Here is a 23,516-nt window from a genome sequence, read left to right as displayed (position 1 = left end):
AGAGCAAGAAATGGCAGTTTTGGTCAGGCGTAATGCGGTAGCGAGGTCAGCAGTCGATGCAGTGTATCGATGGTCGACATGTCGGCAATGCCATCGACGCGTTCGGTGCGGAAATGCCGCTGGAACGCCTCGACCACGCCCTGCGTATGATCGCAGAACTCACCTGTAATCTCGATGCCATAACCGTAAAGCGCCAGCATGGACTGCAACGCCTCGACCGGCTGGCCGCTGTCGCCGCGCTGAAAGAAACGACCGCCGGAAATCGGCGTCGGCTCGACCCAGTGGCCGATGCCAGCCTGATGCAGCCGACCCCAAGGAAAGTTTTCGCCCGGATCGACCTTGCGAATTGGCGCTACATCGGAATGCCCGAGAATGCGCTGCGGCGCGATCGACCAACGCTCAGCGACATCACGACAAAGACCGATCACCGATTCGATCTGCGCGCCGGGGAACGGCGGCAGACCACCGGGATGTCCGACATTGGCAATCTCGATACCGATCGAACGCGAATTGGTATCAACCTCACCTTCCCACACGCTCTTGCCCGCATGCCATGCGCGAAGAGCTTCCGGCACAAGCTGGAAGACGGCACCGTTTTCACGGACGAAATAATGGCTCGAAACCTGGCTTTCCGAATTGCACAGCCACGACAATGCCTCGTCCTCACCACCCATGCCGGTGTAATGCAGGAGAATCATATCGGGCTGACGGCCATCGGCCCGTTCGCCATGGTTCGGCGAGGGCATCAGCGATGCGCCGAGATGTTCGGATTTTATCGCGCTCATGCTGCGCGGCGTTCCTTTTCGATTTCCGAATAGGCAGCGTTGAGGGCCGCCATGCGCTCGGTCGCTGCCGCATGGAGCGCTGCCGGCACGCCGCGTGCGTGCAGCTTATCCGGATGATGTTCGATCACCAGACTGCGGTAACGCTTGCGGATCGTGGCAAAATCGTCTTCCGGCGAAACGCCGAGGACGAGATAGGGATCGCGCCCTTCCAGCTCGACATGGCGGGCCATGATTCGGCGAAAGTGATTTTCATCGATGCGAAAAATCTCGGCAATGCGGGCGAGGAAGGACAATTCCTTCTCGTGCAGCAAACCATCCGCCTTGGCGATATGGAACAGGCCGTCGACGACGTTTTCCAGCATCGGGCAGTTGTGCGCGCCGGTGCCGCATAGGTTGGCGAGCTTCGATGCATAGGCTTCGTAACCGGCCACGTCCTGACGCGCCAGATTGTAGAGACGCGCCACGTTCTGGGCTTCTTCCGGCGGGAAATCAAAAATCTGGCGGAAGGCGGTGACTTCCTTTTCGTTCACATTGCCATCGGCTTTGGCCATCTTGGCCGACAGCGCGATGATGGCAACGGAGAACGACACCTGCCGGCGGGTTTCCGGATCGCCTTCGAACACGGTACGGATCGCCTCGACCACACGGCCAAGCGCACTGCCGGCCGCGTCGCCAATGGCGCCGAGCAGCTTTTCCCAGAGCGAGGAAATGTGGAGGCAGGCAAAATCCGTGATCATTGCCCTACATGACCAGTTTTTGCCAATTTTTGCAAGATGACCGGTAGGCCGACAAAGCGGGCGAAACAATCACTTCTCTGAGAGAGGGACGGCGACCGAGCTTTCGATGATCCGGAATGGCCGCAGAGATTCGTTGTCGCTGATGCGCATCTATGTCGCGGGTAACGTTACGGAAAGTGTCGTTCGCCATTTGAAACGATTGAATGCCGGAATCGCCGTTATCGCACTGCGAAATAACGGATTTCCTCGAGAAAGCGGCTTTACAGCCGGGTCTCGCTGTCGCATCCATCCACTCATATTCCCGCAGGAGGAGCGCTTGAAGCGCGGAGGAGATTTTATGGCCAGACAGAAAGTAGCGATGCTGACGGCGGGCGGGCTTGCCCCTTGTCTTTCCTCTGCGGTCGCCGGATTGATCGAACGCTACAGCGATGTCGCGCCGGACCTCGATCTCATTGCCTATCGCTCCGGTTATCAGGGCGTGCTGCTGGGCGATCGAATCGAAATCAACAAGGATATGCGCGAAAAAGCCCATCTCATGCACCGTTTTGGCGGCTCGCCGATCGGCAACAGTCGCGTCAAACTGACCAACGCGGCCGACTGCGTCAAACGCGGTCTCGTCAAGGAAGGCGAGAACCCGCTGAAAGTCGCAGCCGAACGGCTGGCGGCCGATGGTGTCACCATCCTCCACACGATCGGCGGCGACGACACCAATACGACGGCAGCCGATCTCGCCGCTTATCTCGGCCAGAACGGCTATGACCTGACGGTCGTCGGCCTGCCGAAGACGGTCGACAATGATGTGGTGCCGATCCGTCAGTCGCTCGGCGCATGGACGGCAGCGGAAGTCGGTGCAAACTTCTTCGACAACGTGTCGAACGAACAAAGCGCGGCGCCACGCACGCTGATAATCCACGAAGTGATGGGCCGCCATTGTGGCTGGCTGACCGCCGCCACAGCCCGCGCCTATATGCAGAAGACGAAAACCCACGATTATGTCGAGGGCTTCATGATGGATGAGCAGCTGAAGAAGATCGACGGCATCTATCTGCCGGAAATGCGGTTTGACCGCGACGCGGAAGCCACCCGCCTGAAAGACGTGATGGACCGTTATGGTTTTGTCACCCTGTTCATCTCCGAGGGCGCCTGCATGGACGTCATCGTCAAGGAATTCGAAGCGTCCGGCGAAAACATCAAGCGCGACGCCTTTGGCCATGTGAAGCTCGACACCATCAATGTCGGCGGGTGGTTCCAGAAGCAGTTTGCCTCGCTTTTGGGTGCCGAACGCTCTTTGGTCCAAAAATCCGGTTATTTCGCCCGCTCGGCTCCGGCGAACGGTGAGGACCTGCGCCTCATCCAGGGCATGGTCGATCTGGCTGTGGAAAGTGCGCAGAATGGGGTCTCCGGCGTCACCGGACACGACGAAGATCAGAATGGGAAATTGCGCACGATCGAATTCCCGCGTATCAAGGGAGGCAAGCACTTCGATCTGTCGACCCCATGGTTCGGCGATGTTATGAAGGCAGTCGGCCAAAATTTTGAAAAGGCCTGATTTTCAGCGGCAGCGGCCCGAAAGAGGAAGGGCCGGAGGAGAATGGGAATGTCCAGCGATACAATGCTAGTCTTCGCGGCGGCGTCGTTGTTCCTCGTCATTCTGCCCGGTCCGCTTGCCGATCTGACCGCGCGTTACACCTTGTCGCGCGGCCGCCTGACCGGCCTTCTGACCGTAGCAGCAATTGCGCTCGGTCTCGTTGCCGCCATGACGGTGGCAAGTATGCCGGTTGTCGCAATCGCCCGTTATCTGCCGCACCTGTTCGAACTCGTCTCGTGGATCGGCCTCACCTATCTGATGCTGCATGTGCTGTGGACGCTGCAGCACCCGGCCCGTGGTTATCTCGCCCACAATGACAACCTGCCGGAACGCCAGCCGGTCCGCATCTTTCTGCATATCTTTCGCCTTGCGGCGGTAAAACCGCGGTCTATCCTCGCCTTTATCGCGCTCCTGCCGCAGGCTTTTGATCCGCATGGCTCGCTCTCGCTGCAACTGGTTGAAATGGATGGCGTTTTCTTGAGTACAGCATTGGTTGGAGGCCTGATGAACGTCGTCCTCGCAGGGCGCCGCCTGAAGCGTTTGGAAAAGCTCGGCCTCAAGAACCCAGCCTCGCGCAAGCCTCGTACGCGATTTATATCCCGTCGTGCGGTCACGGCCGGATACCGGCGGATCGCCGCCTGAGAGCGATGCGACCAAAAAAAGCTGTGCGCACACTTCGGCACGAAATGGCGGAATGCCCTGAAAACAAAGGCTTAGCGCGGCGTCATGCAGTCCACTTGCCCGAATGCTACCAATCGGTTAATGGACATGATGATCCGTTAGGATTCTTGAGCGGGCTGGGACAACCGATTTCATGAGAGCGACCCAATGGTGATCACGCGATTTGGCGGCTGCAAGACAGCTCTGGCTTTTGCGGTTTCTTCCGCTATCGCGGGTTGTTCGGCTATGGATCAGGCCTCCGGCCCGAATGTGACGAACGCGCAGACGGCGGCAGCCACCCCGGTCGCTGCAGCGACAGACGCCAACACGCCTCAAGTGGCCGGCATGGCTGGCGAGACCGCGCCGGTTCTCGAAAAGTCCGGTCGCATTCACATCGCCTCGCTTCCGGCCAGCCTCAGCGTCACCGAAATCCAGACAGCTGCCCTTGCTTCGCCGGATCCGGCACCGCAGCCTGTTCCGCTCGCCATTGCGCCGGTTGCCGATGCGACTAATGCGGCACAAGCTATCGCTAGTGCCTCTCCGGCCGCAGGTTCAGCACCGGCCACCAGCACCCTTCTCGCCGCCGCAGCACCCGCGCAGCAAGCCCTGTCGACAAAGTCCGGCCGTATCGTGCAGCCGCAACTTTCTGGCGGACCGGTCGCCAACGAGACAACGGTGACCACAGCCGAACTCCCGATTACAACGGAGATGGTGGCCGTGCAGTCGGTCGTACCAACGCCGAAACCGACCGCACCGAACATGATGCTGGCCTATGCCGGTCCGAACGACGCCGTTTCCGGCATGATGAATGCGGGCTTTTTCCCACCCGCCCCCGGCGCGCCGATCCCGGAAACCGCCGATGCCAGCAATCCTGAACTTAACAAGCTTATCACCCGCTACGCCGGTCTTTACGGCGTTCCGGAGTCGCTCGTACACCGCGTCGTGCATAGGGAAAGCAAATACGACCCCAAAGCCTATCACAAGAACGGTTATTGGGGCCTGATGCAGATCACCTACCCGACGGCCAAGTCGATGGGATATCAGGGGCCGGCAAAGGGCCTGCTCGATGCGGAAACCAATCTGAGATACGCGATCAAATACCTGCGCGGTGCATGGCTGGTGGCCGGCAACAACAGCGACAACGCCATCAAGCTTTACGCTCGCGGTTATTATTACGACGCCAAACGCAAGAACATGCTGCACGTCCTGCAGTGAGTTTGGTTTTATTGCAGCGACCAACGGAAAGATGACCCGCTTTTGCGGGTCTTTTTATTTGACCGCCTTCGCCGTCGCGGCAATCAGCTCCAGCACATTATACCCGCCACCCGATGGCGTCAGGCCCATGCGCAGAACCACCAGCCCCATCGATGGGACCACCGCCACCGTCTGCCCGTCATGGCCGCTCAGCATGAACATGTCCGCCGGCAGGCCCTCGGCATCGCGGCCATACAGTTTCAGCCAGGTCTGCATCTGCGAATACCGGCCATCGGATCTGGGCGAAGCCTTGCCCATCATCGCTACCGTGCCTTCCGGCAGCAGTCGCTCACCCTTCCACATACCGTCTGCCGCCAGCAGCATGCCGAAACGTGTCCAGTCGCGCGCCGTCGCATAGATGTAGGAACTACCTGCAAGAGTGCCTGTCGCATCAGTCTCGAATACAGCACTCTGCATACCAAGAGGCACAAACAGCATCCGGCGCGGATAGGCAAGCGCTGCCGTCCTGTCGCCTATGCGCTCCATCCAGAGTTTAGACAGGATGACCGACGTGCCGGACGAATAGGAAAACTTCGTGCCCGGCGAGGCTTCCAGCGGCGTGTCGATGGCGAATTCGGCCATGTCCTGCTCAAGGAACAGCATGCGCGTGACATCCGCCACTGTACCGTAATTCTCGTTGAAACCGAGGCCACTTTCCATGGCAAGCAACTGCGCCAGGGTGATTTCGCCGCGTTCATCATTGGCCCATTGCGGAAACAGGTCGCGGTCGGAATAGGAGAGCTTGCCCTCGCTCACCAACGTGGAGATCAGTGCCGCGTTGATCGTTTTCGCCATCGACCAGCCGATCAGCGGCGTCTTGTCGGAAAATCCCGCGCCATATCGCTCGCCGAGAATGCGCCCGTTCTGCGCGACGATAACCGCCCGCATACCGGGACCAGTCAAAGCCTCATTTGCCAGAAGTGACGTGATGCGCTGATCCGCCTCGATCTTCGTTCCCTCGGGAAACAACACATCCGACGGGCCTGATTCGGGGCCAACAAGCGGCGGGCTCTGATAGGCCTGACCGTTCGCAGCCAAATCCTGCGTCACCGCGCAGCCGACATCGTCGCGATAGATTGCAACCGAAGGCGCGATGAAGCCAAAGATACCAGCCTCCACCTTCGCCGCCTGCTCATCGACGCTCACCCGCATCAAGCGCAACAGCGGATGGCCCGGCGCCTGAACGTCGACTGCCAGCACCTCCTGTGCATCGCGATCCGCCAGAAATACGTTGGAACACACGATCTTGGCCGCATAACCGCTGCCCACCCTCAAAAGCTCCGGCGGCATGGTGATGAGCCAGATTACACAGGCTGCCAGCAGCGTGACGACGGTGATGAGAACGATTTTGATGATGCGCATGGCGGGCTCCGGTTGCGGCCGCATGCAATCAGGAAAGCCCCTTAAAGGAAAGGGCTTCGCTGTCACGTTCGTCACATCCCGCGTCATCAAACTGTAGCAGGCCGGGTCTAGAGCCGTTGCAACTCATGAAGAGCAGGAACGATCATGACTGATTTTGCTTCGGAAGCCGGTTATCTCAAGAACGAGAAACTCAAGAGTGCCCTCCTCCAGCACAAGGCGCTCTCGGCCAAGGGTTTTTCCGAGCGCATGTTCGGCCTCCTGTTCTCCGGCCTCGTTTATCCGCAGATCTGGGAAGACCCGGATGTCGACATGGCGGCGATGGAGCTTGGCGAAGGTCATAACGTTGTCACGATCGCGTCCGGCGGCTGCAACATGCTGGCCTATCTCAGCCGCAGCCCGGCCAAGATCGACGTGGTCGATCTCAATCCGCATCATGTCGCGCTCAATCGCCTGAAGCTGACGGCGTTCCGCCACTTGCCTGCACATTCCGATGTCGTTCGCCTGCTCGGCCAGCACAATGTCGACGCCAATATTTCCGCCTTCGACAACTTTATCGCCCCGCATCTGGACGACACCACCCGCGCCTACTGGCAGAAGCGCAGCATTGGCGGACGCCGTCGCATTGATGTGTTTAAGCGCAATATCTATCGCACCGGCCTGCTCGGCCGCTTCATCGGCGTCGGCCACCTGCTGGCCCGCCTGCATGGCGTCGACCTCACAAAGATAGCGGAAGCAAAATCGCTGCGCGAACAGCGCCAGTTCTTCGAAGACCGCATCGCGCCGTTGTTCGACAAACCGTTCATCAAATTTCTCACCAGCCGTAAAAGCTCTCTCTTCGGCCTTGGCATCCCGCCGCAGCAGTATGACGAACTGGCAAGCCTTGCCGATGACGGCTCGATCGCGCCGGTCCTGCGCCAGCGTCTCGAAAAGCTCGCCTGCCATTTTCCGCTGCGCGACAACTATTTTGCCTGGCAGGCCTTTGCCCGCCGTTATCCGCAGCCGCATGAAGGATCGCTGCCGACCTATCTGCGCGAAGAACATTATCCGGCCATCCGCGACAATGCCGAGCGTGTGTCCGTCCATCACGCCAGCTTCACCGAGCTTCTCAACCAGAAACCGGCCGCCGCCGTCGATCGCTACATCCTGCTCGATGCACAGGACTGGATGAACGACGAGCAGCTTAACGATCTGTGGACCGAGATCACCCGCACCGCCGCACCCGGCGCCCGCGTGATCTTCCGCACCGCCGCTGAAAAGAGCGTCATTGAAGGCCGCCTGTCACAGGCGATCGCCGACCAGTGGACCTATCAAAAGGACCGCTCGGAGGCACTGAACGTTCAGGACCGCTCTGCCATCTATGGCGGCTTCCACATCTATAGCAAAAACACCTGAACGGGGCCGGACTGATGGCGGCGACAAGCGAAAATTTCAACGGCGGAGACCGCGACCATGCGGCCCGCATGGACGGCATGTATCGCTATCAGCGACACATCTACGACCTCACCCGCAAATATTATCTGTTTGGCCGTGACAAGGCGATCGCCAGCCTTGGTATGGTGGAAGGGCAGACGCTGCTGGAAGTCGGCTGCGGCACCGGCCGCAACCTTCTTCTCGCTCACAAGCATCACCGCGGCGCAAAACTGTTCGGGCTGGATATTTCCGCCGAAATGCTGGAAAGCGCCCGCCGCAATTTTCGGAGCAAGGCCGAACAACCGATCCTGAAAGTGGCAGACGCAACCACATTCAGCGCGCAGGATTTTGGCATCGACGGTTTCGACCGCATCCTGATCTCCTATGCCCTGTCGATGATCCCCGACTGGGAAGGCGCGATCGATGCGTCGCTTGCAGCCGTCAAGCCGGGCGGCTCGCTGCATATCGTCGATTTCGGCCAGCAGGAACGTTTGCCCGTATGGTTCCGCTCGGCGCTGCAGGCCTGGCTGATCCGTTTCCATGTGACACCGCGCGCCAACCTCCACGAAGCTCTGGAAAAGCGCTTGGCGGACGCCGATGCCGACATGATGTTCGAGGAAATCGGCGGCGGTTACGCCTGGCACGCCATCATTCGCAAGCGCGCCTGATATTCGTTTTCGATAAGGGGCCTGACACGATTGTCATCACCGGGCGGCTTCGCCCGGCTCCATTTTCCTGGTCTTTGTGCTAAACGAGATTCGGCCACACCAGCGAGCATGGGCGGTCAAAGCATCTGAGCCTCTAGACCGGACCCTTCATGCACAAAGCCCTCCTCGCCCTTGCCGTGACCGCAATGCTGGCCACCGGCTGCACATCGACCGCCGATCTTCTCGATGCGCCGTCGATCAAGGGCACACGTTTCAAGGACAATGACCCACAGGACTTTGGCCGCAATCATCCCGGCACGCACCCGGTGCATGGCATCGACCTGTCCAAATGGAACGGTACGGATATCGACTGGCAGGAAGTGAAGAAGTCCGGCGTCGCTTTCGTCTTCATCAAGGGCACCGAAGGCAAGGACCGTATCGATTCCGCCTTCACCACCCATTGGCGCGGCGCGGCAAGCGCCGGCATTCCGCATTCAGCCTATCATTTTTATTATTTCTGCTCGACGCCGGAAGATCAGGCTGACTGGTTCATCCAGAACGTGCCGAAGGAAGCCAACATGCTGCCGCCGGTCATCGACATGGAGTGGAACCACGCCTCCCCCACCTGCAAGCTGAAGCCGGACACCGACACGGTGCGCGACGTGATGCAGCGTTTCATGGATCGCATCGAGGCCCATTACGGCGTGCGTCCGATCATCTACACATCCGTCGATTTCCACCGCGACAGGCTCGTGAATGCCTTCAGCAGCCATCATTTCTGGGTGCGCTCGGTGGCCGCCCATCCGGGCCAGATTTACGCCAACCGCAAATGGACTTTTTGGCAATATACCGCGACCGGTATCATTCCTGGCATCAAGGGACCAACCGACATCAACGTGTTTTCCGGTTCGGAAAAGAGCTGGCGACAGTGGGTTGCTTCCGCCAACAGGTAAGAGTTCTGCGCTTTCGCACTGGTACTTGTAGAAATGACAAGGAACTGATGTAAGACGGCTCATATCCGGGTCGTTTCCTTGTTTACGTCACATTGTTTGCGTCACAACAACTCACGACCTTGCCTTTGCCCAGAACAGGAAACCTTTCCATGTCCGTCGCCCGTCGCCTTGCGCTCGCCCTCACCCTGCCCGCCCTTCTTGCCACCACCACGCTGACGCAGGCCGCGTCGCTGGAGCTTTCCGCCGGCAACGACACCAAGCCGGTTGCCTGCGGCGGCGAACTGCCGGCCTTTCTGGCTGGCGTGAAGCAGGAAGCCGTTGCCAAGGGTATTCCGGCCAGTGCCGTCGATACCGCGCTTGCCGGCGCTCAGATCGACCAGAAAGTGCTGTCGCGCGACCGTGCACAGGGCGTGTTCCGCCAGACTTTCCTCGAATTCTCGCAGCGCACCGTCAGCCAGGGTCGCCTCGATATCGGCCGTCAGAAGATGAGCCAGATGAAGGACATCTTTGGCCGCGCCGAAAGCGAATACGGCGTGCCGGCCGGCGTCATCACTGCCTTCTGGGCCATGGAAACCGATTTCGGCGCCGTGCAGGGTGATTTCAACACCCGCAACGCCCTCGTCACGCTCGCGCATGACTGCCGCCGCCCGCAACTCTTCCGCCCGCAGCTGATCTCGCTGATCGAGATGGTCCAGCACGGTGATCTCGACCCGGCCACCAACACGGGCGCATGGGCCGGCGAAATCGGCCAGGTGCAGATGCTGCCGAAGGACATTATCGCCCACGGCGTCGATGGCGACAATTCCGGCCATATCGATGTGAAGAAGTCCTCGGCTGACGCGGTTCTGACCGCCGCCGCCTTCATCAAGTCGCTCGGTTACCGCAAGGGCGAGCCGTGGATCCAGGAAGTGCAGGTTCCGGAAAACCTAGCTTGGGAAAAGACCGGCCTCGGCAACGAGATTCCGGCATCGGAATGGTTCAAGCTCGGCGTTACCCCACGTGACGGCGACACCAAGTTCGGCAACCTGCCGGCAGCGCTGATCATGCCGCAGGGCCGCAAGGGTCCGGTCTTCCTGACCTACCCGAACTTCAACATCTATCTGGAATGGAACCAGTCGTTCATCTACACGACGTCCGCCGCCTATTTCGCCACCCGTCTGTCCGGCGCGCCGACCTATGCCAAGGGCAATCCCGACCCCGCCCTTGATGACGCGGCCATGAAGGACCTGCAGACCAAGCTGCAGGCACGTGGCCACGATGTCGGCAAAATCGACGGCATTCTGGGCTCCGGCACGCGTAACGCCATCCAGAAGGAACAGCAGCGCCTTGGTCTCGCCGCTGATGGCTGGCCGACCCAGCAGCTGGTTCAGGGCCTCTGATCTCTTAGACCAACTGAAATTTTACGTTCGCGCCGCCATCCGACAAAAATCGGGTGGCGGCATTTTTGTTGCGGGTCTATCCCTGATGATGACAGGGAGATTCTCGGCCACATGAACGCCTCGACGATGACCAAACCCGGCACCACCGCCTGGGCTCTTCTTTTCGTTCTCGGTCTGCTCTGGGGCGGCTCGTTCTTTTTCGCGCGCATTGCCGTCGCCGAAGTTCCGCCCTTCACGCTGGTCTTCTTCCGCCTGTTTCTGGCCGCACTCGCCCTGCATATTTTCCTGCGCGGCCGTTTCGGCACCTATCCGCTGCTGAGAGAACACTGGCGTTCCTTCGCCATCCTCGGCCTGATCAACAATGCCATTCCGCACACGCTGATCTTTTTCGGCCAGACAGAGATCGGCGCCGGTCTTGCCGCCATCCTCAACGCCACAACGCCGATCTTCACCGTGCTGATCGCCAACCGTTTCACCGAGGATGAAAAGCTCTCGACGCCAAAAATCATCGGCTGCCTGCTCGGCCTTGCCGGCACGATCGTGCTGATCGGTCCCGGAGTCTTCACCTCCACCGCAGCCCCGCTCTGGGCGCTGATCCTGCCCATTCTCGCGGCTTTGTCCTATGGATTTGCCGGCACCTACGGCAAACGTTTCCGCGGCCTGCCCGCACCGGTCACGGCCGCAGGCCAGATGACGGCGTCTTCGATCATCATGCTGCCGGTCATGCTAGTCGCCGACCAGCCGTGGACACTCCCTTTCCCGTCCATGATCGTGGTCGGCGCCATCCTTGCGCTGGCGCTGCTGTCGACCGCGCTGGGCTACCTCATCTACTTCCGCATCCTGGCGATGGCCGGTGCTACCTATACGTCGCTGGTGACGCTGCTGGTGCCGCCGAGCGCCATCCTGCTCGGCGCGATCTTCCTGCACGAACGCCTGGATGTCGCCGAAGTGGCCGGCATGGCGCTGATCGGTTTGGGCCTGCTGGTACTCAACGGCATGCTCAAAATCCGTCGCTGAGCCCGTTTTCGATTCGACTATCCACAGGCCAATTGTGGCAAATCATCACGGAACGTAACGCTTGTTAACAGGCCGAGCATTTAATTTAAGGGGTGGTTAAGCCTGTTCGTTAATGCGATTTATTCATTTAAATCAGCTAATTAACACAGGAAAAGCGGGGCTTTGGCACTGATCACGCCGCATTGCAGTGTAAATTACTGTTTGCAATTGCGGCCAAACGCGCCACAATTAATCTGTCAACGCAAGGAGGCAGATATGGGACGCACTCATTCTCTCAATGTTCTGGTGGTTGGTGCAGCGTTCGTTTTCGTAGCCTCGATGCTTTTCATCTGAGGCCAGCCGCGCCCTTCAACCGGTCATTAAAGCATCCATTGACCGTTTGATCTTCAATGCACTTCAAATTGAAAAGGCCCATGATCCGATAGGACCATGGGCCTCTTTTTTGCTTGAAGGCTGCGGCCGTTCAGGCGACGGCCCCTTCCTTGACCGATACCCGCTGGCGTCCGAGACGCTCTAGCACCGCATTGGTCAGCGCCGAACGGTTCATCGTGTAGATGTGGAACTCGCCAAGCCCGCGACGGATCAGATCCTGGATCTGCTCGGCGGCAACGTCGGCAGCCACCTCGGCACGCGCCACGGCATCGTCCTCGGTGCCGGCAAAACGACGGTCGAGGAATTCCGGCACGGTGGAGCCGCAACGGCCGGCAAAACGTTTGAGCATGCTGAGGTTCTGGATCGGCATGATGCCCGGCACCACCGGCAGCGTGATGCCTGCCGCGCGAACCTTGTCCATATAGCGCTCGAACACGTCGTTATCGAAGAAGAACTGCGTCAGGGCGCGATCGGCGCCATTATCCGCCTTGCGCTTCAGCATCTCGATATCGGCATTGGTGTCAGTGCTCTCCGGGTGCTTTTCCGGATAGGCAGAGACGGAAATCTCGAAACCACCAACGTCCTTCAGTGCCGCCACAAGGTCGGCCGCGTTGGCATAGCCTTCAGGATGCGGCTGATAGGCCGTGCCGATGCCGGCGGACGGATCGCCGCGCAGCGCCACGATATGGCGCACACCGGCCGCACGCAGCTCCTCGATGACGGCAAGCGTTTCCTCGCGTGCCGCATCGACGCAGGTCAGGTGCGAAGCGGTCGCCATCGGCGTGTCCGACATCAGGCGCTGGATGGTGCTGAAAGTCGGCGCCTTGGTGGAGCCACCGGCGCCATAGGTCACCGACACAAATTCCGGATCCCATTCGGTGAAGTCGCTGACGGATTCCCAAAGATGGGCCTCCATCTCCAGCGATTTCGGCGGAAAGAATTCGAAGGAAAGCCGGAAGGCGTGTCGACCCTTCTGTTCGGGGGCTTTCGTCTGCATGGCGTGAAGTCTCCGATTTTATGCGATGTGTTCCGGGCTCGCAGCCGGAACCTTGTCGTCAGCAATCAACAGGCGGCGGTCGCGGGCAAGCCACACGGTCGCCGTCAATGCGGCCTCGTTCTTTCTGTCCGCTGCAAGGTCAAGAACCTCCTCGACGTCGAGGCCGGCCTTGTTCAGCCATTCGACCACCGACTGGTGCGAAAAGCCGAGGCGGACATGCGCATGTTCATCACGCAGGTATTCCAGTTCATGCGAAGCCAGATCAACGATCAGCAGGCGTCCGCCGGGACGCAGAACACGCGCCGCCTCACCGATCGCCAGTTCCGGCTGATCGAGGAAATGCAGGACCTGGTGAATGATCACCAGATCGAAATCCTGACCTTCCAGCGGCAGGTTCAAAATATCGCCGTGACGCACAGACGCCTTGACGATACCGGCCTTGTCGAGATTGGCGCGCGCCACAGACAGCATGTCGCGGCTGGCATCGATGCCGACCGCATGGCGATACCGGTCCTGCAACACCTGCAGCATAAGACCGGTGCCGGTACCGAGGTCGAGAAGCGCATCGACCGGGTTGGGGCCGACCAGCCGCAGCACCGCATCCTCAACGGCAGCATCGCTCACCAGAAGACGGCGAAGCTCGTCCCATTCGGAAGCGTTGCGGCTGAAATAGGCCTGTGCCCGATCTGAGCGCGTGCGTTTGACGGCGGCCAGACGTTCGCCATCACGCAGGAGAACCGGATCATTGCGATCGGAAACGGCGAGCAGCGTGCGCACCAGCGTCGCGCCATCGCCCTCATGGCGCAGACGAAAATAGGCCCAGGCACCTTCCTGATAGCGTTCGATCAGGTCTTCTTCCGCCAGCAGTTTGAGATGGCGGGAAATGCGCGGCTGTGACTGTCCGAGGATTTCGGTCATGTCACTGACCGTCAGGTCTCCGGAGGCCAGAAGCGCCAGCAGGCGAAAACGGGTCTGTTCGCCCGCCGCCTTCAGAACATCCACCAATGCATCCAGCCCAAGGGCCATGTGTCTCACCAACTCTCAATCAAGATATAAAGATATCTTTATGTGAAGAGTTGTTTCGTTGCAAGCGGAAAGCTGTGGGTAGCTCGATTCCTTGGCAGAAATGCGAAGGGGCCGTGAACGGCCCCTTCTGTATCGATCGACTGACGGCCTTAGCGCGTCAGGCGCTTGTAGGCCTGACTACCGGCATTGAGCGCATCCGGGCCGAGGCGGCGGATCTTGTCCTGCTCGTAGTCTTCAAAATTGCCTTCGAACCATTCGACATGGCCCTCGCCTTCAAACGCCAGAATGTGCGTCGCTAAGCGATCGAGGAACATGCGATCGTGGCTGATGATGATGGCGCAACCGGCAAAGTTTTCGAGCGCGGTTTCGAGAGCGCCGAGCGTTTCGGTATCAAGGTCGTTGGTCGGTTCGTCGAGGAGGAGAACGTTGCCGCCGGCCTTCAGCATCTTGGCAAGGTGAACGCGGTTACGCTGACCGCCCGAAAGATTGCCAACCTTCTGCTGCTGATCGCCGCCCTTGAAGTTGAAGGCGCCGCAATAGGCACGGGAGTTCATGTCGAACTTGCCGAGCTTGATGATTTCGGCGCCACCGGAAATTTCTTCCCAGACGGTCTTGTCGGCACCCAGCGCATCGCGGCTCTGGTCGACATAACCGAGATGTACGGTGTCACCGACGCGGATCGAACCGCTATCCGGCTTTTCCTGGCCGGTGATCATCTTGAACAGCGTCGTCTTACCTGCACCGTTCGGGCCGATGATGCCTACAATGCCGCCCGGCGGCAGCTTGATTGACAGGTCGTTGATCAGCGTGCGGCCTTCAAAGCCCTTGGTGATGCCTTCCATCTCGATGACGACATTGCCGAGACGCTCGGACACCGGAATGATGATCTGCGCGTCGCCGGGACGGATACCGTCGGCGGCATCGACCAGCTGCTCATAGGCCTTGATACGAGCCTTGGACTTGGCCTGACGGGCTTTCGGGCTGGATGCAATCCATTCCTGTTCGCGTGACAGCGCCTTCTGGCGTCCGGCTTCTTCGCGGTTTTCCTGCAGCATGCGCTTGGCTTTCGCCTGCAGGTAAGCGGAGTAGTTGCCTTCGTAAGGAATGCCGCGGCCACGGTCGAGTTCGAGAATCCAGCCGGTGACGTTGTCGAGGAAGTAGCGATCGTGGGTGATCATCATCACGGCGCCGGGATAGTCGCGCAGGTGCTTTTCGAGCCAGGCGATGGTTTCGGCGTCAAGATGGTTGGTCGGTTCGTCGAGCAGCAACAGGTCCGGCTGCGACAGCAGCAGGCGGCAGAGCGCGATACGGCGGCGTTCACCACCCGAAAGCAGGGTCACGTCGGAATCCTTTGGCGGGCAGCGCAGGGCTTCCATCGCCATTTCGACCTGCTGTTCCAGATCCCACAGGTTCTGGCTGTCGATGATATCCTGGAGCTTTGCGCCTTCGTCGGCGGTCTCGTCGGAATAGTTCATCATCAGTTCGTTGTAGCGATCGATGATGGCGGTCTTGTCGGCAACGCCGACCATGACGTTTTCGAAAGCGTTCTTGGCCGGGTCGAGATGCGGTTCCTGCTCGAGGTAACCGACAGTCGCGCCTTCGGCGAGCCAGGCTTCGCCGGTATATTCCTTGTCCTGACCGGCGATGATGCGCAGCACGGTCGACTTACCGGCGCCGTTCGGGCCGAGAATACCGATCTTGGCATCCGGGTAGAAGGACAGGTTGACGTTTTCGAGGATCTTCTTGGCGCCGTAGGACTTGTTCAGTCCCGACATGTGGTAGATGAACTGACGTGCCATCGGTAATACTGCTCCGGGAAAAGGGATTTGCCCGCTATGTAGGCGAATTGAATGTCAGGGGCAATGCGGAAGGGGAAGAGAATGAGTATGTTCGCACAGACACGATGGCTGGACACGCCCTCCGCAACGCATCTTGCCTATCATCACGAACCTGCCTCACAGACGGCCATCGGCATCCTGATCATCTGCCACGGACTTGCCGAACATTCGAAACGTTATGGCGCCTTCGCCGAGGTCATGGCCGCCACCGGCTTCCATGTCTATGCTCACGATCATCGCGGGCATGGTGAAACGACTGCCGACGGAGCACCGATTGGTCGCTTTGGCTGGAAAGACGGCGTCAAGGCGGTCATTCGAGACGTCAAGGCCATTCGGGACCTGGCAGCCACAGCCCACCCCCACTTGCCGGTCGTCCTGTTCGGTCACTCCATGGGCGGACTGACAGCGCTCAACGCAGCAGAAGATTTTCCCGCCAGTTTCGATGCCCTGGCGATCTGGAATTCCAATCTCAATCCCGGCCTCGCCGGCCGTGCCGCACAACTGGTGCTGAAAACGGAACGGGCACTGAAAGGGTCTGACGTGCCGAGCACACTCCTGCCGAAACTCACCTTCGGCGCCTGGAACAAGGCGACTGGTGAAGGACGCACGGATTTCGACTGGCTCAGTCGCCAACATGCCGCCGTCGATGCCTATGTGGCCGATCCACTCTGCGGCTTCGACGCCAGCGTTTCCCTCTGGCTGGATATTTTCAAGCTGACGTTTCGCGCAACGGAAAACGACCGGATCCTGAAACTGCCGCAATCCCTCCCAGTCCATCTCGTCGGCGGAGGCTGCGATCCGGCAACCAACAACGGCCAGGCAGTCAAATGGCTGAGCCGGCAGATGCAGTCGCTCGGCATGACCAACGTCACCTGCAATATCAACCGCGACATGCGCCACGAGACCGTGAACGAAATCGGTGCCGCCGAGGCCATTACCGAATTTGCGGACTGGGCGACGCGTGCCCTGCCGAAACCATCCGCCCGATCGGGGCAGGATTGGGAATGACCTCATGATTTAAATTCACGTGCCTGCCGAAAACCTTGCCGCTATCAAAGTCTGAGGAGATTTGCCGCGCGCGTGGCGGCGAAACGAATGGCATGGAGGAGACAGCATGACGGACGCGCAAACGAAGAAGCCCCCGCTTTCCGGTATCCGTGTCCTCGAACTCGCACGCGTTCTGGCTGGCCCATGGGCGGGCCAGATGCTGGCCGATATGGGCGCCGATGTCATCAAGGTGGAAAATCCGGACGGCGGCGACGACACCCGGGCCTGGGGGCCTCCCTTCGTCGAAAGCGTTTTGGGTGAAAACCTGTCGGCCGCCTATTATCATTCCACCAATCGCGGCAAACGTTCGATCGCCATCGACCTGAAAACGGAGGAAGGCCAGGCCACCGTTCGCGAACTGGCGGCACGCGCCGACGTTCTGATCGAGAATTTCAAACGCGGTGGTCTGGAAAAATACGGGCTCGATTACGAGAGCCTGAAGGCCATCAATCCCAAGCTGGTTTATTGCTCGATCACCGGTTTCGGACAGGACGGTCCTTATGCCGATCTCGCCGGTTACGATTACATCGTGCAGGGCATGTCCGGCTTCATGTCGGTGACCGGTGCGCCGGACGGCGAACCGATGAAGGCGGGCGTCGCCATCGCTGACATTTTTACGGGCATTTATGCCGTTACGGCCATTCAGGCTGCACTCATTCATGTGATGAGGACTGGCGAAGGCCAGTTGGTGGACATGGCGCTGCTGGATGTTCAGGCCGGCATTCTCGCCAACCAGAACATGAACTATCTGGTGTCCGGCACCGCCCCTTCCCGGCTCGGCAATTCCCATCCGAATATCAGCCCCTACGAAGTTGTGCCGGTGGCTGATGGCCATATCATTCTTGCCATCGGCAATGACGGCCAGTTCCGTCGCCTCACCCGTATTCTGGGCATCGAGGCGATGGCCGACGATCCGCTATTTGCCACCAACAAGGCCCGCGTCGCCAGCCGCGCCGGCGTGCGCGGTATGGTGACGGCGGAAACGGCAAAATGGCAAAAGGCCGATCTGCTGGAAGCATGCGGCAAGGCCGCGGTGCCGGCCGGCCCAATCAATTCCATCGCCGAAATGTTCGACGACCCACAGGTGATCGCGCGAAAACTGCGCATTGATCTGGAGGCAGAGGACGGTACTGTCATACCCGGCGTGCGCAGTCCGATCGTCTTGTCGGAAACGCCGCTTCACTATCACCGCCCGAGCCCGGCGCTCGGTGAACATACGGACGAAATTCTGGCGGAACTTCGCCGGCCCGAGACCGAAACGAAAGGAAATGCGGGATGAAGACCGGTGGCCAGCTCATCGTCGAGGCTCTTAAAGCGAACGGCGTCAAACGCGTCTCCTGCGTTCCGGGCGAAAGTTATCTCGCCGTGCTCGACGCGCTTCACGACAGCGATATAGAGGTCCTTGTCTGCCGCCAGGAAGGTGGCGCGGCGATGATGGCGGACTGCTGGGGGCGCCTTACCGGCGAACCGGGCATCTGCATGGTCACGCGTGGCCCCGGCGCCACTAATGCCTCGGCCGGCCTGCATGTGGCAAAACAGGATTCGATCCCGATGATCCTGTTCGTTGGCCAGATCGGCCGCGACATGAAGGAACGCGAGGCGTTTCAAGAAGTCGAATATCGTCGCGCCTTCACGGAATTTGCCAAATGGGTCGGCGAGATCGATGATGCCCGCCGCATCCCCGAATTCGTCACCCGCGCCTTCGCCGTCGCCACCTCCGGCCGCCCCGGCCCGGTCGTGCTGACCCTGCCGGAAGACATGCTGGTGGAAGAGGTCGAGGCTGTCACAGCAAAACCTTATACGCCGGTCGAAAGCCATCCCGGCGCGCCGCAGATTGCCACCTTCGCGTCCGTACTTTCCAAGGCAAAGCGCCCGATGTTCATTCTCGGCGGCACCCGCTGGAGCGAGCAAGCGGTGGCCGACGTCCAAAAGTTTGCGGAAAAATTCAAGGTGCCGGTCGGCTGCTCCTTCCGTCGTCAGATGCTGTTCGATCACACGCATCCGAACTATGCCGGTGATGTCGGCATCGGCATCAACCCGGCGCTGTCGAAGGAAATCAAGGAATCCGATCTTCTCGTCCTTTTGGGCGGTCGTTTATCCGAAATGCCGTCCTCGGGTTACACGCTGGTCGATATCCCCTACCCGGCGCAGGCTTTTGTGCATGTCTATCCCGACCCGGAGGAACTTGGCCGTGTCTATCGTCCCGACCTCGCCATCTGCGCCGCCCCTGCCGAATTCGTCGCAGCCCTGAAAGACCTGCCGGCGCCGAAAAAGCCGGTCTGGGCAGAGCGGACGGCAGAGATGCACGCGGCCTATGAAAAATGGTCGACACCGCCGAAGACCGGCCCGGGTGACGTGCAGATGGGGCCGATCATGGAGTGGATCGAAGCCAATACACCCAAGGACGCGATTTTCACCAATGGTGCCGGCAACTACGCCACATGGCTGCACCGTTTTCATCGCTTCCAGCGTTTCAATACACAGGCGGCCCCGACTTCCGGCTCGATGGGCTACGGCCTTCCCGCAGCCGTTGCCGCCAAGCAGTTGTTCCCTGAGCGTGAGGTCGTGTGTTTTGCCGGCGACGGCTGCTTTCTGATGCACGGACAGGAATTCATCACCGCCGTGCGTTACGGCCTGCCGATCATTACCGTTCTGGTCAATAACGGCATTTACGGCACGATCCGCATGCATCAGGAACGCGAATATCCCGGCCGTGTCAGCGCCACCGATCTGATGAACCCGGATTTTGTCGCATATGCGCAGGCCTTTGGCGGGCACGGCGAACTGGTGGAAAAGACGGAGGATTTTGGCTCGGCCTATGAGCGGGCGCGCGCCAGCGGCAAACCTTCGATCATCGAAGTGCGGCTCGACCCGGAAGCCATTACACCGGCCAAAACGCTGACGCAGATTCGCGACAAGGCCTGAACGATTTACTCAGACGAAAAAGGCCGGGGCATCGCATGATGCCCCGGCCTTTTCATGGAATGGTCAAAAAATTAGATCGCCGCGGTGACGATGAATTCGACCTTGTACTTCGGTGCAGCCAGCTTGGCTTCGCTGGTGGCGCGGGCCGGCGTGTTGGCCGGATCGACCCATGCTTCCCATGCGGCGTTCATTTCGGCGAAGTAGGAAATGTCCGAGATGTAGATCAGCGTCTGCAGGATTTTTGACTTGTCCGTGCCGGCAGCGGCGAGCAGGCGGTCGACTTCGCCCAGCGCGTCCTTGCACTGTTCGGTGACGGTGTCGCCTTCGCCAACCTGACCGGCCAGGTAAACGGTGTTGCCGTGGACAACCGCGCCGCTCATGCGGGCGCCGGATTCGATGCGCTTGATGGTCATGGGAATGCTCCTCGAAAAAAATGCGAGCGTGGAGAAGCCGGCGTCAGATGACCACCGGCGGCGAGAAAACAATCAGCCGCGCAGGCGCTGGCTCTGTTCGTAGATGGCGGTCGAGCGGGCGCCCGAGCGGCAATAACCGAGCATCGGCTTCGGCAGGTCTTCCAGCGCGTCGACCATTTCAGTGACACCTTCCGGCGTCAGGCCCATACGACCAACCGGGATATGACGGATCTGGATGCCCAGTTCCTCAGCGCGGGCGGCAACGTCGGCAAAGCTCGGCTGGCCCGGTTCTTCCTCGTCGGGACGATTGCAGACGATCGACTGGAAACCGAGTGCCTTGACCTGATCGACCTCTTCGACGGTGATCTGGCCGCTGACCGAATACTCGTCGTTGATCGGGCGGATATCCATGCGTGACCCTCCAGTGATATCAGTTCGGGCATCACTTAGCGTGATGCGGCGCGGAGCGTCAATGCGAGCCGCGCCAATGTTTTAGACAAATGCAAAGCGCAGCGCATAGTCGGTGCTTTCACCCGGCTGCACCATTTCGAGTTCGCCGCTTTTGGTCAGCTCGGAACGCTCCGCCAGCCGGTGCGAAACCGGCTCGATGCCGAGCACATGTGCAGGCGCTTTCTGGTTCCGCCACATCTGCAGGTGCGGCAGCGTATTCGTCTTGAACTTAACATGCAGCGTGCGGCCATCCAGCGCCGCGATCGGTCCGAGTGTCATCTCTGCCCACTCCTCGCCTCCTTCCGCCGCCGGCACACAAAAGACGCTGCCCGGCTCGTCGCCGAAATTCCATGGAAAGCCACCGCCTTTGAACATTCTGCCGCCAAGCCGCACGCCATCGTCAAACAGCCATGCGCCGAGGTTCATGTGATACATGTGCACCCGCGCAAATGGCGTCGTGCCGGTATTCGTTACCCGGTCCTTGAGCGACACCTCACCCGTCTGCCCGTCGATGCGCCAATGCCGTTCCAAAATGGCCGAACCACCGTCCGCCAACCTCACGGAAATTTTGGCATGGCATTCGGCGTCATCACCCTGCGCATCCCAGAATAGGATTTCTGCCGGATGCGCGGAAAACGATCCATGCAAAGGATATTTTTTTCCATCCGTCCGGCCATCGATCAGGTCGGGATGGCGAATGTGGTCAGGACCACAGGTAAACAGAAACCCTTCGAGCGAATGATCGATTCGCGCGTCACCATCGTCTGGAATGGCCCGTCCCGGCGCAACGTCCGTTCCGTTGACGACACAGGAGCCGATATCCAGCAATGACGTCGGATCAAGAAAGAGTTTGGGCCCCAGCCCAGTGGAAAACGCCTTCATACCTGCCTCCCCCGCAGACTATTCCTATTGGTAAACGAGCAAACACGTGAAATTTAACACCGCCTTCACCACGAATTCATTTTTTCCATACTAGAGTCGCAATTAACTAGTCTGGAACAAACAGCTCGAACGTTGGAACGGGACGCCCCCCTTGCGGGTTGGTGAAGAAGTTTAAGGATCGGTGATATCGTGAAGCGCAGTCTCGTTACAAGTCTCAGCCTCATTGCCCTGACGGCGGTCGCCGCCCCGGTTCAGGCGCAGGTCATGTACCGCGATTACGGCGGCGCGCCGGATTATCGTGCCGAGCGTCAATATGGCAATGAACAGCCGACACTGGTGACGCCGGAAGGTTACATACTCGATTACACGCCCGAACCCGGCGAATTTGTTGTGACGCGCGATCGCAGCGGCCGACGTGTCTACATGGACCGCGCCGGCAATGTCGTCGCCACCGAAATGCAGCAGCAGAGCCGTCGCGATCGCGGCGGTTATGCGCGCAGGGAGCAGATGCCCGGCGTTTCCCCTGGTTATCGCGACTACCGCGATTATCGCGGCAATGGCCGCGATGGTGGTCAATATGACGGCGAAGTCACCGGATCTGTACCGGACAATGGCTCGATCACGCGTTTGCCCCTCGACGCGCCATCCAACGATCCGTCGCAATACGATCAGAACTATGCGACGATCGAACCTGACCAGACACAGCCGCTTGGCCCCGAGCCGCAACATTCCGGCTCGACGATCACCGTCACCAACAAACCGCAGGCTGAAATTGCCGCGCTTCAGGTGTTTCTCGACCGCGAAGGCATTTCACCGGGTGTGATCGACGGTCGTCTGGGCGACAACGTCAACAAGGCGATTGCTGCCTGGCAGGAAATGACCGGCGAAACACTCGACCCGAACAATGCCGACGACATCATCCAGCGCCTGTCTTATTCGGGCGGCATGCCGATCACCGAATACACGATCACCGCCGCCGATGCCGCCGGCCCTTACGTCGCATCGATTCCCGACGATTATGCCCACAAGGCGCAGCTGCCGGCACTCTCCTTCACTTCGACCAGCGAAAAACTGGCCGAGCAGTTCCACATGGACGAAGGTTACCTGAAGGCGCTGAACCCGAACGCGAACTTCACCATTCCCGGCACGATCATCAAGGTAATCAATCCTGGCGCGGTGAAGACCGGCAATGTCACGCGCATCATCGCCGACAAGGGACGCAAACAGGTGTTTGCCTATGGTGAGGACGGCAAGCTGATCGCCGCCTACCCCGCCACGATCGGTTCTTCGGATACTCCCTCGCCGTCCGGCAACCATACCGTCGCACGCATTGCGCTGAACCCCGGCTATACCTACAATCCGAAAATCAATTTCACGCAGGGCGAAAATAAAGAAATCCTGCAGATCCCGCCGGGCCCGAACGGCCCGGTCGGAACTGTCTGGATCGCGCTGTCGAAGCCGACTTACGGCATTCACGGCACGCCGGAACCGTCCAAGATCGGCAAGACCAATAGTCATGGCTGTATCCGTCTCACCAACTGGGATGCGACGGAACTGGCAAAGATGGTCAAGCCCGGTACGACCGTCGAATTCATGGAATAAAAAGTGTTCAAGATACTGATCGAAAGCCCTGCGGTTTCATCCGCGGGGCTTTTTTTCGGCATGTGGGTGAGAGCTTCAAACGCTCGCGCTATTCCGTTTCATGTTGCCTCCTGTCGACATTGGAGGGATTCGTGGTGGAAAAGCAGTGATGCGGCCAAATTGGCGTGAAGCC

The 23,516-nt window shown here is 59.6% G+C and carries 21 protein-coding genes; 12 read left to right on the top strand and 9 right to left on the bottom strand.

Annotated elements, in window-relative coordinates:
* Positions 1 to 23: 23 nt before the first annotated feature.
* Positions 24 to 785, bottom strand: a complete 762-nt coding sequence (locus GAO09_RS14165; protein ID WP_153354660.1) for an N-acetylmuramoyl-L-alanine amidase — start codon at positions 783 to 785, stop codon at positions 24 to 26.
* Positions 782 to 1,522, bottom strand: coding sequence for a J domain-containing protein (locus tag GAO09_RS14160; protein WP_153354659.1), 741 nt, complete (start codon positions 1,520 to 1,522; stop codon positions 782 to 784). The genes GAO09_RS14165 and GAO09_RS14160 overlap by 4 nt, the downstream gene beginning before the upstream one ends.
* A gap of 337 nt (positions 1,523 to 1,859) precedes the next feature.
* Here GAO09_RS14160 and GAO09_RS14155 point away from each other — a divergent pair, with 337 nt between their 5' ends.
* The 3 genes from GAO09_RS14155 (at position 1,860) to GAO09_RS14145 (ending at position 4,985) form a co-directional block, all read left to right on the top strand.
* Entirely contained in the window at positions 1,860 to 3,071 is a 1,212-nt protein-coding gene (locus tag GAO09_RS14155; RefSeq protein ID WP_153354658.1) for a pyrophosphate--fructose-6-phosphate 1-phosphotransferase, read from the top strand.
* A 48-nt stretch (positions 3,072 to 3,119) separates the two neighbouring features.
* Positions 3,120 to 3,752 (top strand): LysE family translocator, encoded by a 633-nt coding sequence (locus tag GAO09_RS14150; protein ID WP_153354657.1) that lies wholly within the window; start codon positions 3,120 to 3,122, stop codon positions 3,750 to 3,752.
* Positions 3,753 to 3,938: 186 nt separating this feature from the next.
* Positions 3,939 to 4,985, top strand: a complete 1,047-nt coding sequence (locus tag GAO09_RS14145) for a lytic transglycosylase domain-containing protein (RefSeq protein WP_235938150.1) — start codon at positions 3,939 to 3,941, stop codon at positions 4,983 to 4,985.
* Positions 4,986 to 5,039: 54 nt separating this feature from the next.
* Here GAO09_RS14145 and GAO09_RS14140 read toward each other — a convergent pair whose 3' ends face one another.
* Positions 5,040 to 6,386 carry a serine hydrolase domain-containing protein gene (locus GAO09_RS14140; RefSeq protein WP_153354656.1) on the bottom strand — a complete coding sequence of 449 codons (1,347 nt, stop codon included), beginning with the start codon at positions 6,384 to 6,386 and terminating at the stop codon, positions 5,040 to 5,042.
* 144 nt (positions 6,387 to 6,530) lie between these two features.
* Here GAO09_RS14140 and GAO09_RS14135 point away from each other — a divergent pair, with 144 nt between their 5' ends.
* From GAO09_RS14135 to GAO09_RS14115, 5 genes are all read left to right on the top strand, one after another.
* Positions 6,531 to 7,778 (top strand): BtaA family protein, encoded by a 1,248-nt coding sequence (locus GAO09_RS14135; RefSeq protein WP_153354655.1) that lies wholly within the window; start codon positions 6,531 to 6,533, stop codon positions 7,776 to 7,778.
* A 14-nt stretch (positions 7,779 to 7,792) separates the two neighbouring features.
* A complete protein-coding gene (locus GAO09_RS14130; protein ID WP_153354654.1) occupies positions 7,793 to 8,464 on the top strand; it encodes a class I SAM-dependent methyltransferase in 672 nt (223 codons plus the stop codon).
* A gap of 149 nt (positions 8,465 to 8,613) precedes the next feature.
* Positions 8,614 to 9,396 (top strand): glycoside hydrolase family 25 protein, encoded by a 783-nt coding sequence (locus tag GAO09_RS14125; RefSeq protein WP_153354653.1) that lies wholly within the window; start codon positions 8,614 to 8,616, stop codon positions 9,394 to 9,396.
* 149 nt (positions 9,397 to 9,545) lie between these two features.
* Positions 9,546 to 10,775 carry a lytic murein transglycosylase gene (locus GAO09_RS14120; protein WP_153354652.1) on the top strand — a complete coding sequence of 410 codons (1,230 nt, stop codon included), beginning with the start codon at positions 9,546 to 9,548 and terminating at the stop codon, positions 10,773 to 10,775.
* Positions 10,776 to 10,886: 111 nt separating this feature from the next.
* Positions 10,887 to 11,792 carry a DMT family transporter gene (locus tag GAO09_RS14115; protein WP_153354651.1) on the top strand — a complete coding sequence of 302 codons (906 nt, stop codon included), beginning with the start codon at positions 10,887 to 10,889 and terminating at the stop codon, positions 11,790 to 11,792.
* A 463-nt stretch (positions 11,793 to 12,255) separates the two neighbouring features.
* On the opposite strand, the gene metF is transcribed toward GAO09_RS14115, so the two are convergent.
* The 3 genes from metF to ettA form a co-directional block, all read right to left on the bottom strand.
* A complete protein-coding gene (gene metF / locus GAO09_RS14110) occupies positions 12,256 to 13,161 on the bottom strand; it encodes a methylenetetrahydrofolate reductase [NAD(P)H] (RefSeq protein ID WP_153354650.1) in 906 nt (301 codons plus the stop codon).
* Between the two features lie 18 nt (positions 13,162 to 13,179).
* Complete coding sequence (locus tag GAO09_RS14105) at positions 13,180 to 14,187, bottom strand: ArsR/SmtB family transcription factor (RefSeq protein WP_153354649.1); 1,008 nt, start codon at positions 14,185 to 14,187, stop codon at positions 13,180 to 13,182.
* Positions 14,188 to 14,336: 149 nt separating this feature from the next.
* Positions 14,337 to 15,986 (bottom strand): energy-dependent translational throttle protein EttA, encoded by a 1,650-nt coding sequence (gene ettA / locus GAO09_RS14100; protein WP_153354648.1) that lies wholly within the window; start codon positions 15,984 to 15,986, stop codon positions 14,337 to 14,339.
* Positions 15,987 to 16,073: 87 nt separating this feature from the next.
* Here ettA and GAO09_RS14095 point away from each other — a divergent pair, with 87 nt between their 5' ends.
* From GAO09_RS14095 to GAO09_RS14085, 3 genes are all read left to right on the top strand, one after another.
* On the top strand, positions 16,074 to 17,033 hold the full coding sequence (locus GAO09_RS14095; RefSeq protein ID WP_153354862.1) for an alpha/beta fold hydrolase: 960 nt from the start codon (positions 16,074 to 16,076) through the stop codon (positions 17,031 to 17,033).
* A 106-nt stretch (positions 17,034 to 17,139) separates the two neighbouring features.
* The gene (gene caiB, locus GAO09_RS14090; RefSeq protein ID WP_153354647.1) at positions 17,140 to 18,351 is read left to right on the top strand and encodes a succinate--glutarate CoA-transferase; all 1,212 of its coding nucleotides are present in this window, start codon (positions 17,140 to 17,142) and stop codon (positions 18,349 to 18,351) included.
* A complete protein-coding gene (locus tag GAO09_RS14085) occupies positions 18,348 to 19,997 on the top strand; it encodes a thiamine pyrophosphate-binding protein (protein WP_153354646.1) in 1,650 nt (549 codons plus the stop codon). Before caiB ends, GAO09_RS14085 begins: the two co-directional genes overlap by 4 nt.
* Before the next feature lie 71 nt (positions 19,998 to 20,068).
* On the opposite strand, the gene GAO09_RS14080 is transcribed toward GAO09_RS14085, so the two are convergent.
* From GAO09_RS14080 to GAO09_RS14070, 3 genes are all read right to left on the bottom strand, one after another.
* A complete protein-coding gene (locus GAO09_RS14080; RefSeq protein ID WP_153354645.1) occupies positions 20,069 to 20,410 on the bottom strand; it encodes a RidA family protein in 342 nt (113 codons plus the stop codon).
* A 72-nt stretch (positions 20,411 to 20,482) separates the two neighbouring features.
* A complete protein-coding gene (locus tag GAO09_RS14075) occupies positions 20,483 to 20,821 on the bottom strand; it encodes a protein tyrosine phosphatase family protein (RefSeq protein WP_153354644.1) in 339 nt (112 codons plus the stop codon).
* Between the two features lie 81 nt (positions 20,822 to 20,902).
* The gene (locus tag GAO09_RS14070; RefSeq protein ID WP_153354643.1) at positions 20,903 to 21,742 is read right to left on the bottom strand and encodes a DUF4432 family protein; all 840 of its coding nucleotides are present in this window, start codon (positions 21,740 to 21,742) and stop codon (positions 20,903 to 20,905) included.
* A gap of 189 nt (positions 21,743 to 21,931) precedes the next feature.
* Between GAO09_RS14070 and GAO09_RS14065 the strand changes: the two genes are divergently transcribed.
* Positions 21,932 to 23,344 (top strand): L,D-transpeptidase, encoded by a 1,413-nt coding sequence (locus GAO09_RS14065; RefSeq protein ID WP_324184684.1) that lies wholly within the window; start codon positions 21,932 to 21,934, stop codon positions 23,342 to 23,344.
* Positions 23,345 to 23,516: the final 172 nt, after the last annotated feature.

The organism is Endobacterium cereale (assembly GCF_009617585.1).
In the GTDB taxonomy this organism is placed as follows: domain Bacteria; phylum Pseudomonadota; class Alphaproteobacteria; order Rhizobiales; family Rhizobiaceae; genus Neorhizobium; species Neorhizobium cereale.
Note: the sequence above shows the minus strand (reverse complement) of the source record. Positions and strands in the feature narration are given on the sequence as shown.

Coding starts and splice junctions, on each gene's coding strand:
- GAO09_RS14165 (WP_153354660.1), bottom strand. CDS start 785: ATGAGCGCGATAAAATCCGAACATCTCGGCGCATCGCTGATGCCCTCG.
- GAO09_RS14160 (WP_153354659.1), bottom strand. CDS start 1,522: ATGATCACGGATTTTGCCTGCCTCCACATTTCCTCGCTCTGGGAAAAG.
- GAO09_RS14155 (WP_153354658.1), top strand. CDS start 1,860: ATGGCCAGACAGAAAGTAGCGATGCTGACGGCGGGCGGGCTTGCCCCT.
- GAO09_RS14150 (WP_153354657.1), top strand. CDS start 3,120: ATGTCCAGCGATACAATGCTAGTCTTCGCGGCGGCGTCGTTGTTCCTC.
- GAO09_RS14145 (WP_235938150.1), top strand. CDS start 3,939: ATGGTGATCACGCGATTTGGCGGCTGCAAGACAGCTCTGGCTTTTGCG.
- GAO09_RS14140 (WP_153354656.1), bottom strand. CDS start 6,386: ATGCGCATCATCAAAATCGTTCTCATCACCGTCGTCACGCTGCTGGCA.
- GAO09_RS14135 (WP_153354655.1), top strand. CDS start 6,531: ATGACTGATTTTGCTTCGGAAGCCGGTTATCTCAAGAACGAGAAACTC.
- GAO09_RS14130 (WP_153354654.1), top strand. CDS start 7,793: ATGGCGGCGACAAGCGAAAATTTCAACGGCGGAGACCGCGACCATGCG.
- GAO09_RS14125 (WP_153354653.1), top strand. CDS start 8,614: ATGCACAAAGCCCTCCTCGCCCTTGCCGTGACCGCAATGCTGGCCACC.
- GAO09_RS14120 (WP_153354652.1), top strand. CDS start 9,546: ATGTCCGTCGCCCGTCGCCTTGCGCTCGCCCTCACCCTGCCCGCCCTT.
- GAO09_RS14115 (WP_153354651.1), top strand. CDS start 10,887: ATGAACGCCTCGACGATGACCAAACCCGGCACCACCGCCTGGGCTCTT.
- metF (WP_153354650.1), bottom strand. CDS start 13,161: ATGCAGACGAAAGCCCCCGAACAGAAGGGTCGACACGCCTTCCGGCTT.
- GAO09_RS14105 (WP_153354649.1), bottom strand. CDS start 14,187: ATGGCCCTTGGGCTGGATGCATTGGTGGATGTTCTGAAGGCGGCGGGC.
- ettA (WP_153354648.1), bottom strand. CDS start 15,986: ATGGCACGTCAGTTCATCTACCACATGTCGGGACTGAACAAGTCCTAC.
- GAO09_RS14095 (WP_153354862.1), top strand. CDS start 16,074: ATGTTCGCACAGACACGATGGCTGGACACGCCCTCCGCAACGCATCTT.
- caiB (WP_153354647.1), top strand. CDS start 17,140: ATGACGGACGCGCAAACGAAGAAGCCCCCGCTTTCCGGTATCCGTGTC.
- GAO09_RS14085 (WP_153354646.1), top strand. CDS start 18,348: ATGAAGACCGGTGGCCAGCTCATCGTCGAGGCTCTTAAAGCGAACGGC.
- GAO09_RS14080 (WP_153354645.1), bottom strand. CDS start 20,410: ATGACCATCAAGCGCATCGAATCCGGCGCCCGCATGAGCGGCGCGGTT.
- GAO09_RS14075 (WP_153354644.1), bottom strand. CDS start 20,821: ATGGATATCCGCCCGATCAACGACGAGTATTCGGTCAGCGGCCAGATC.
- GAO09_RS14070 (WP_153354643.1), bottom strand. CDS start 21,742: ATGAAGGCGTTTTCCACTGGGCTGGGGCCCAAACTCTTTCTTGATCCG.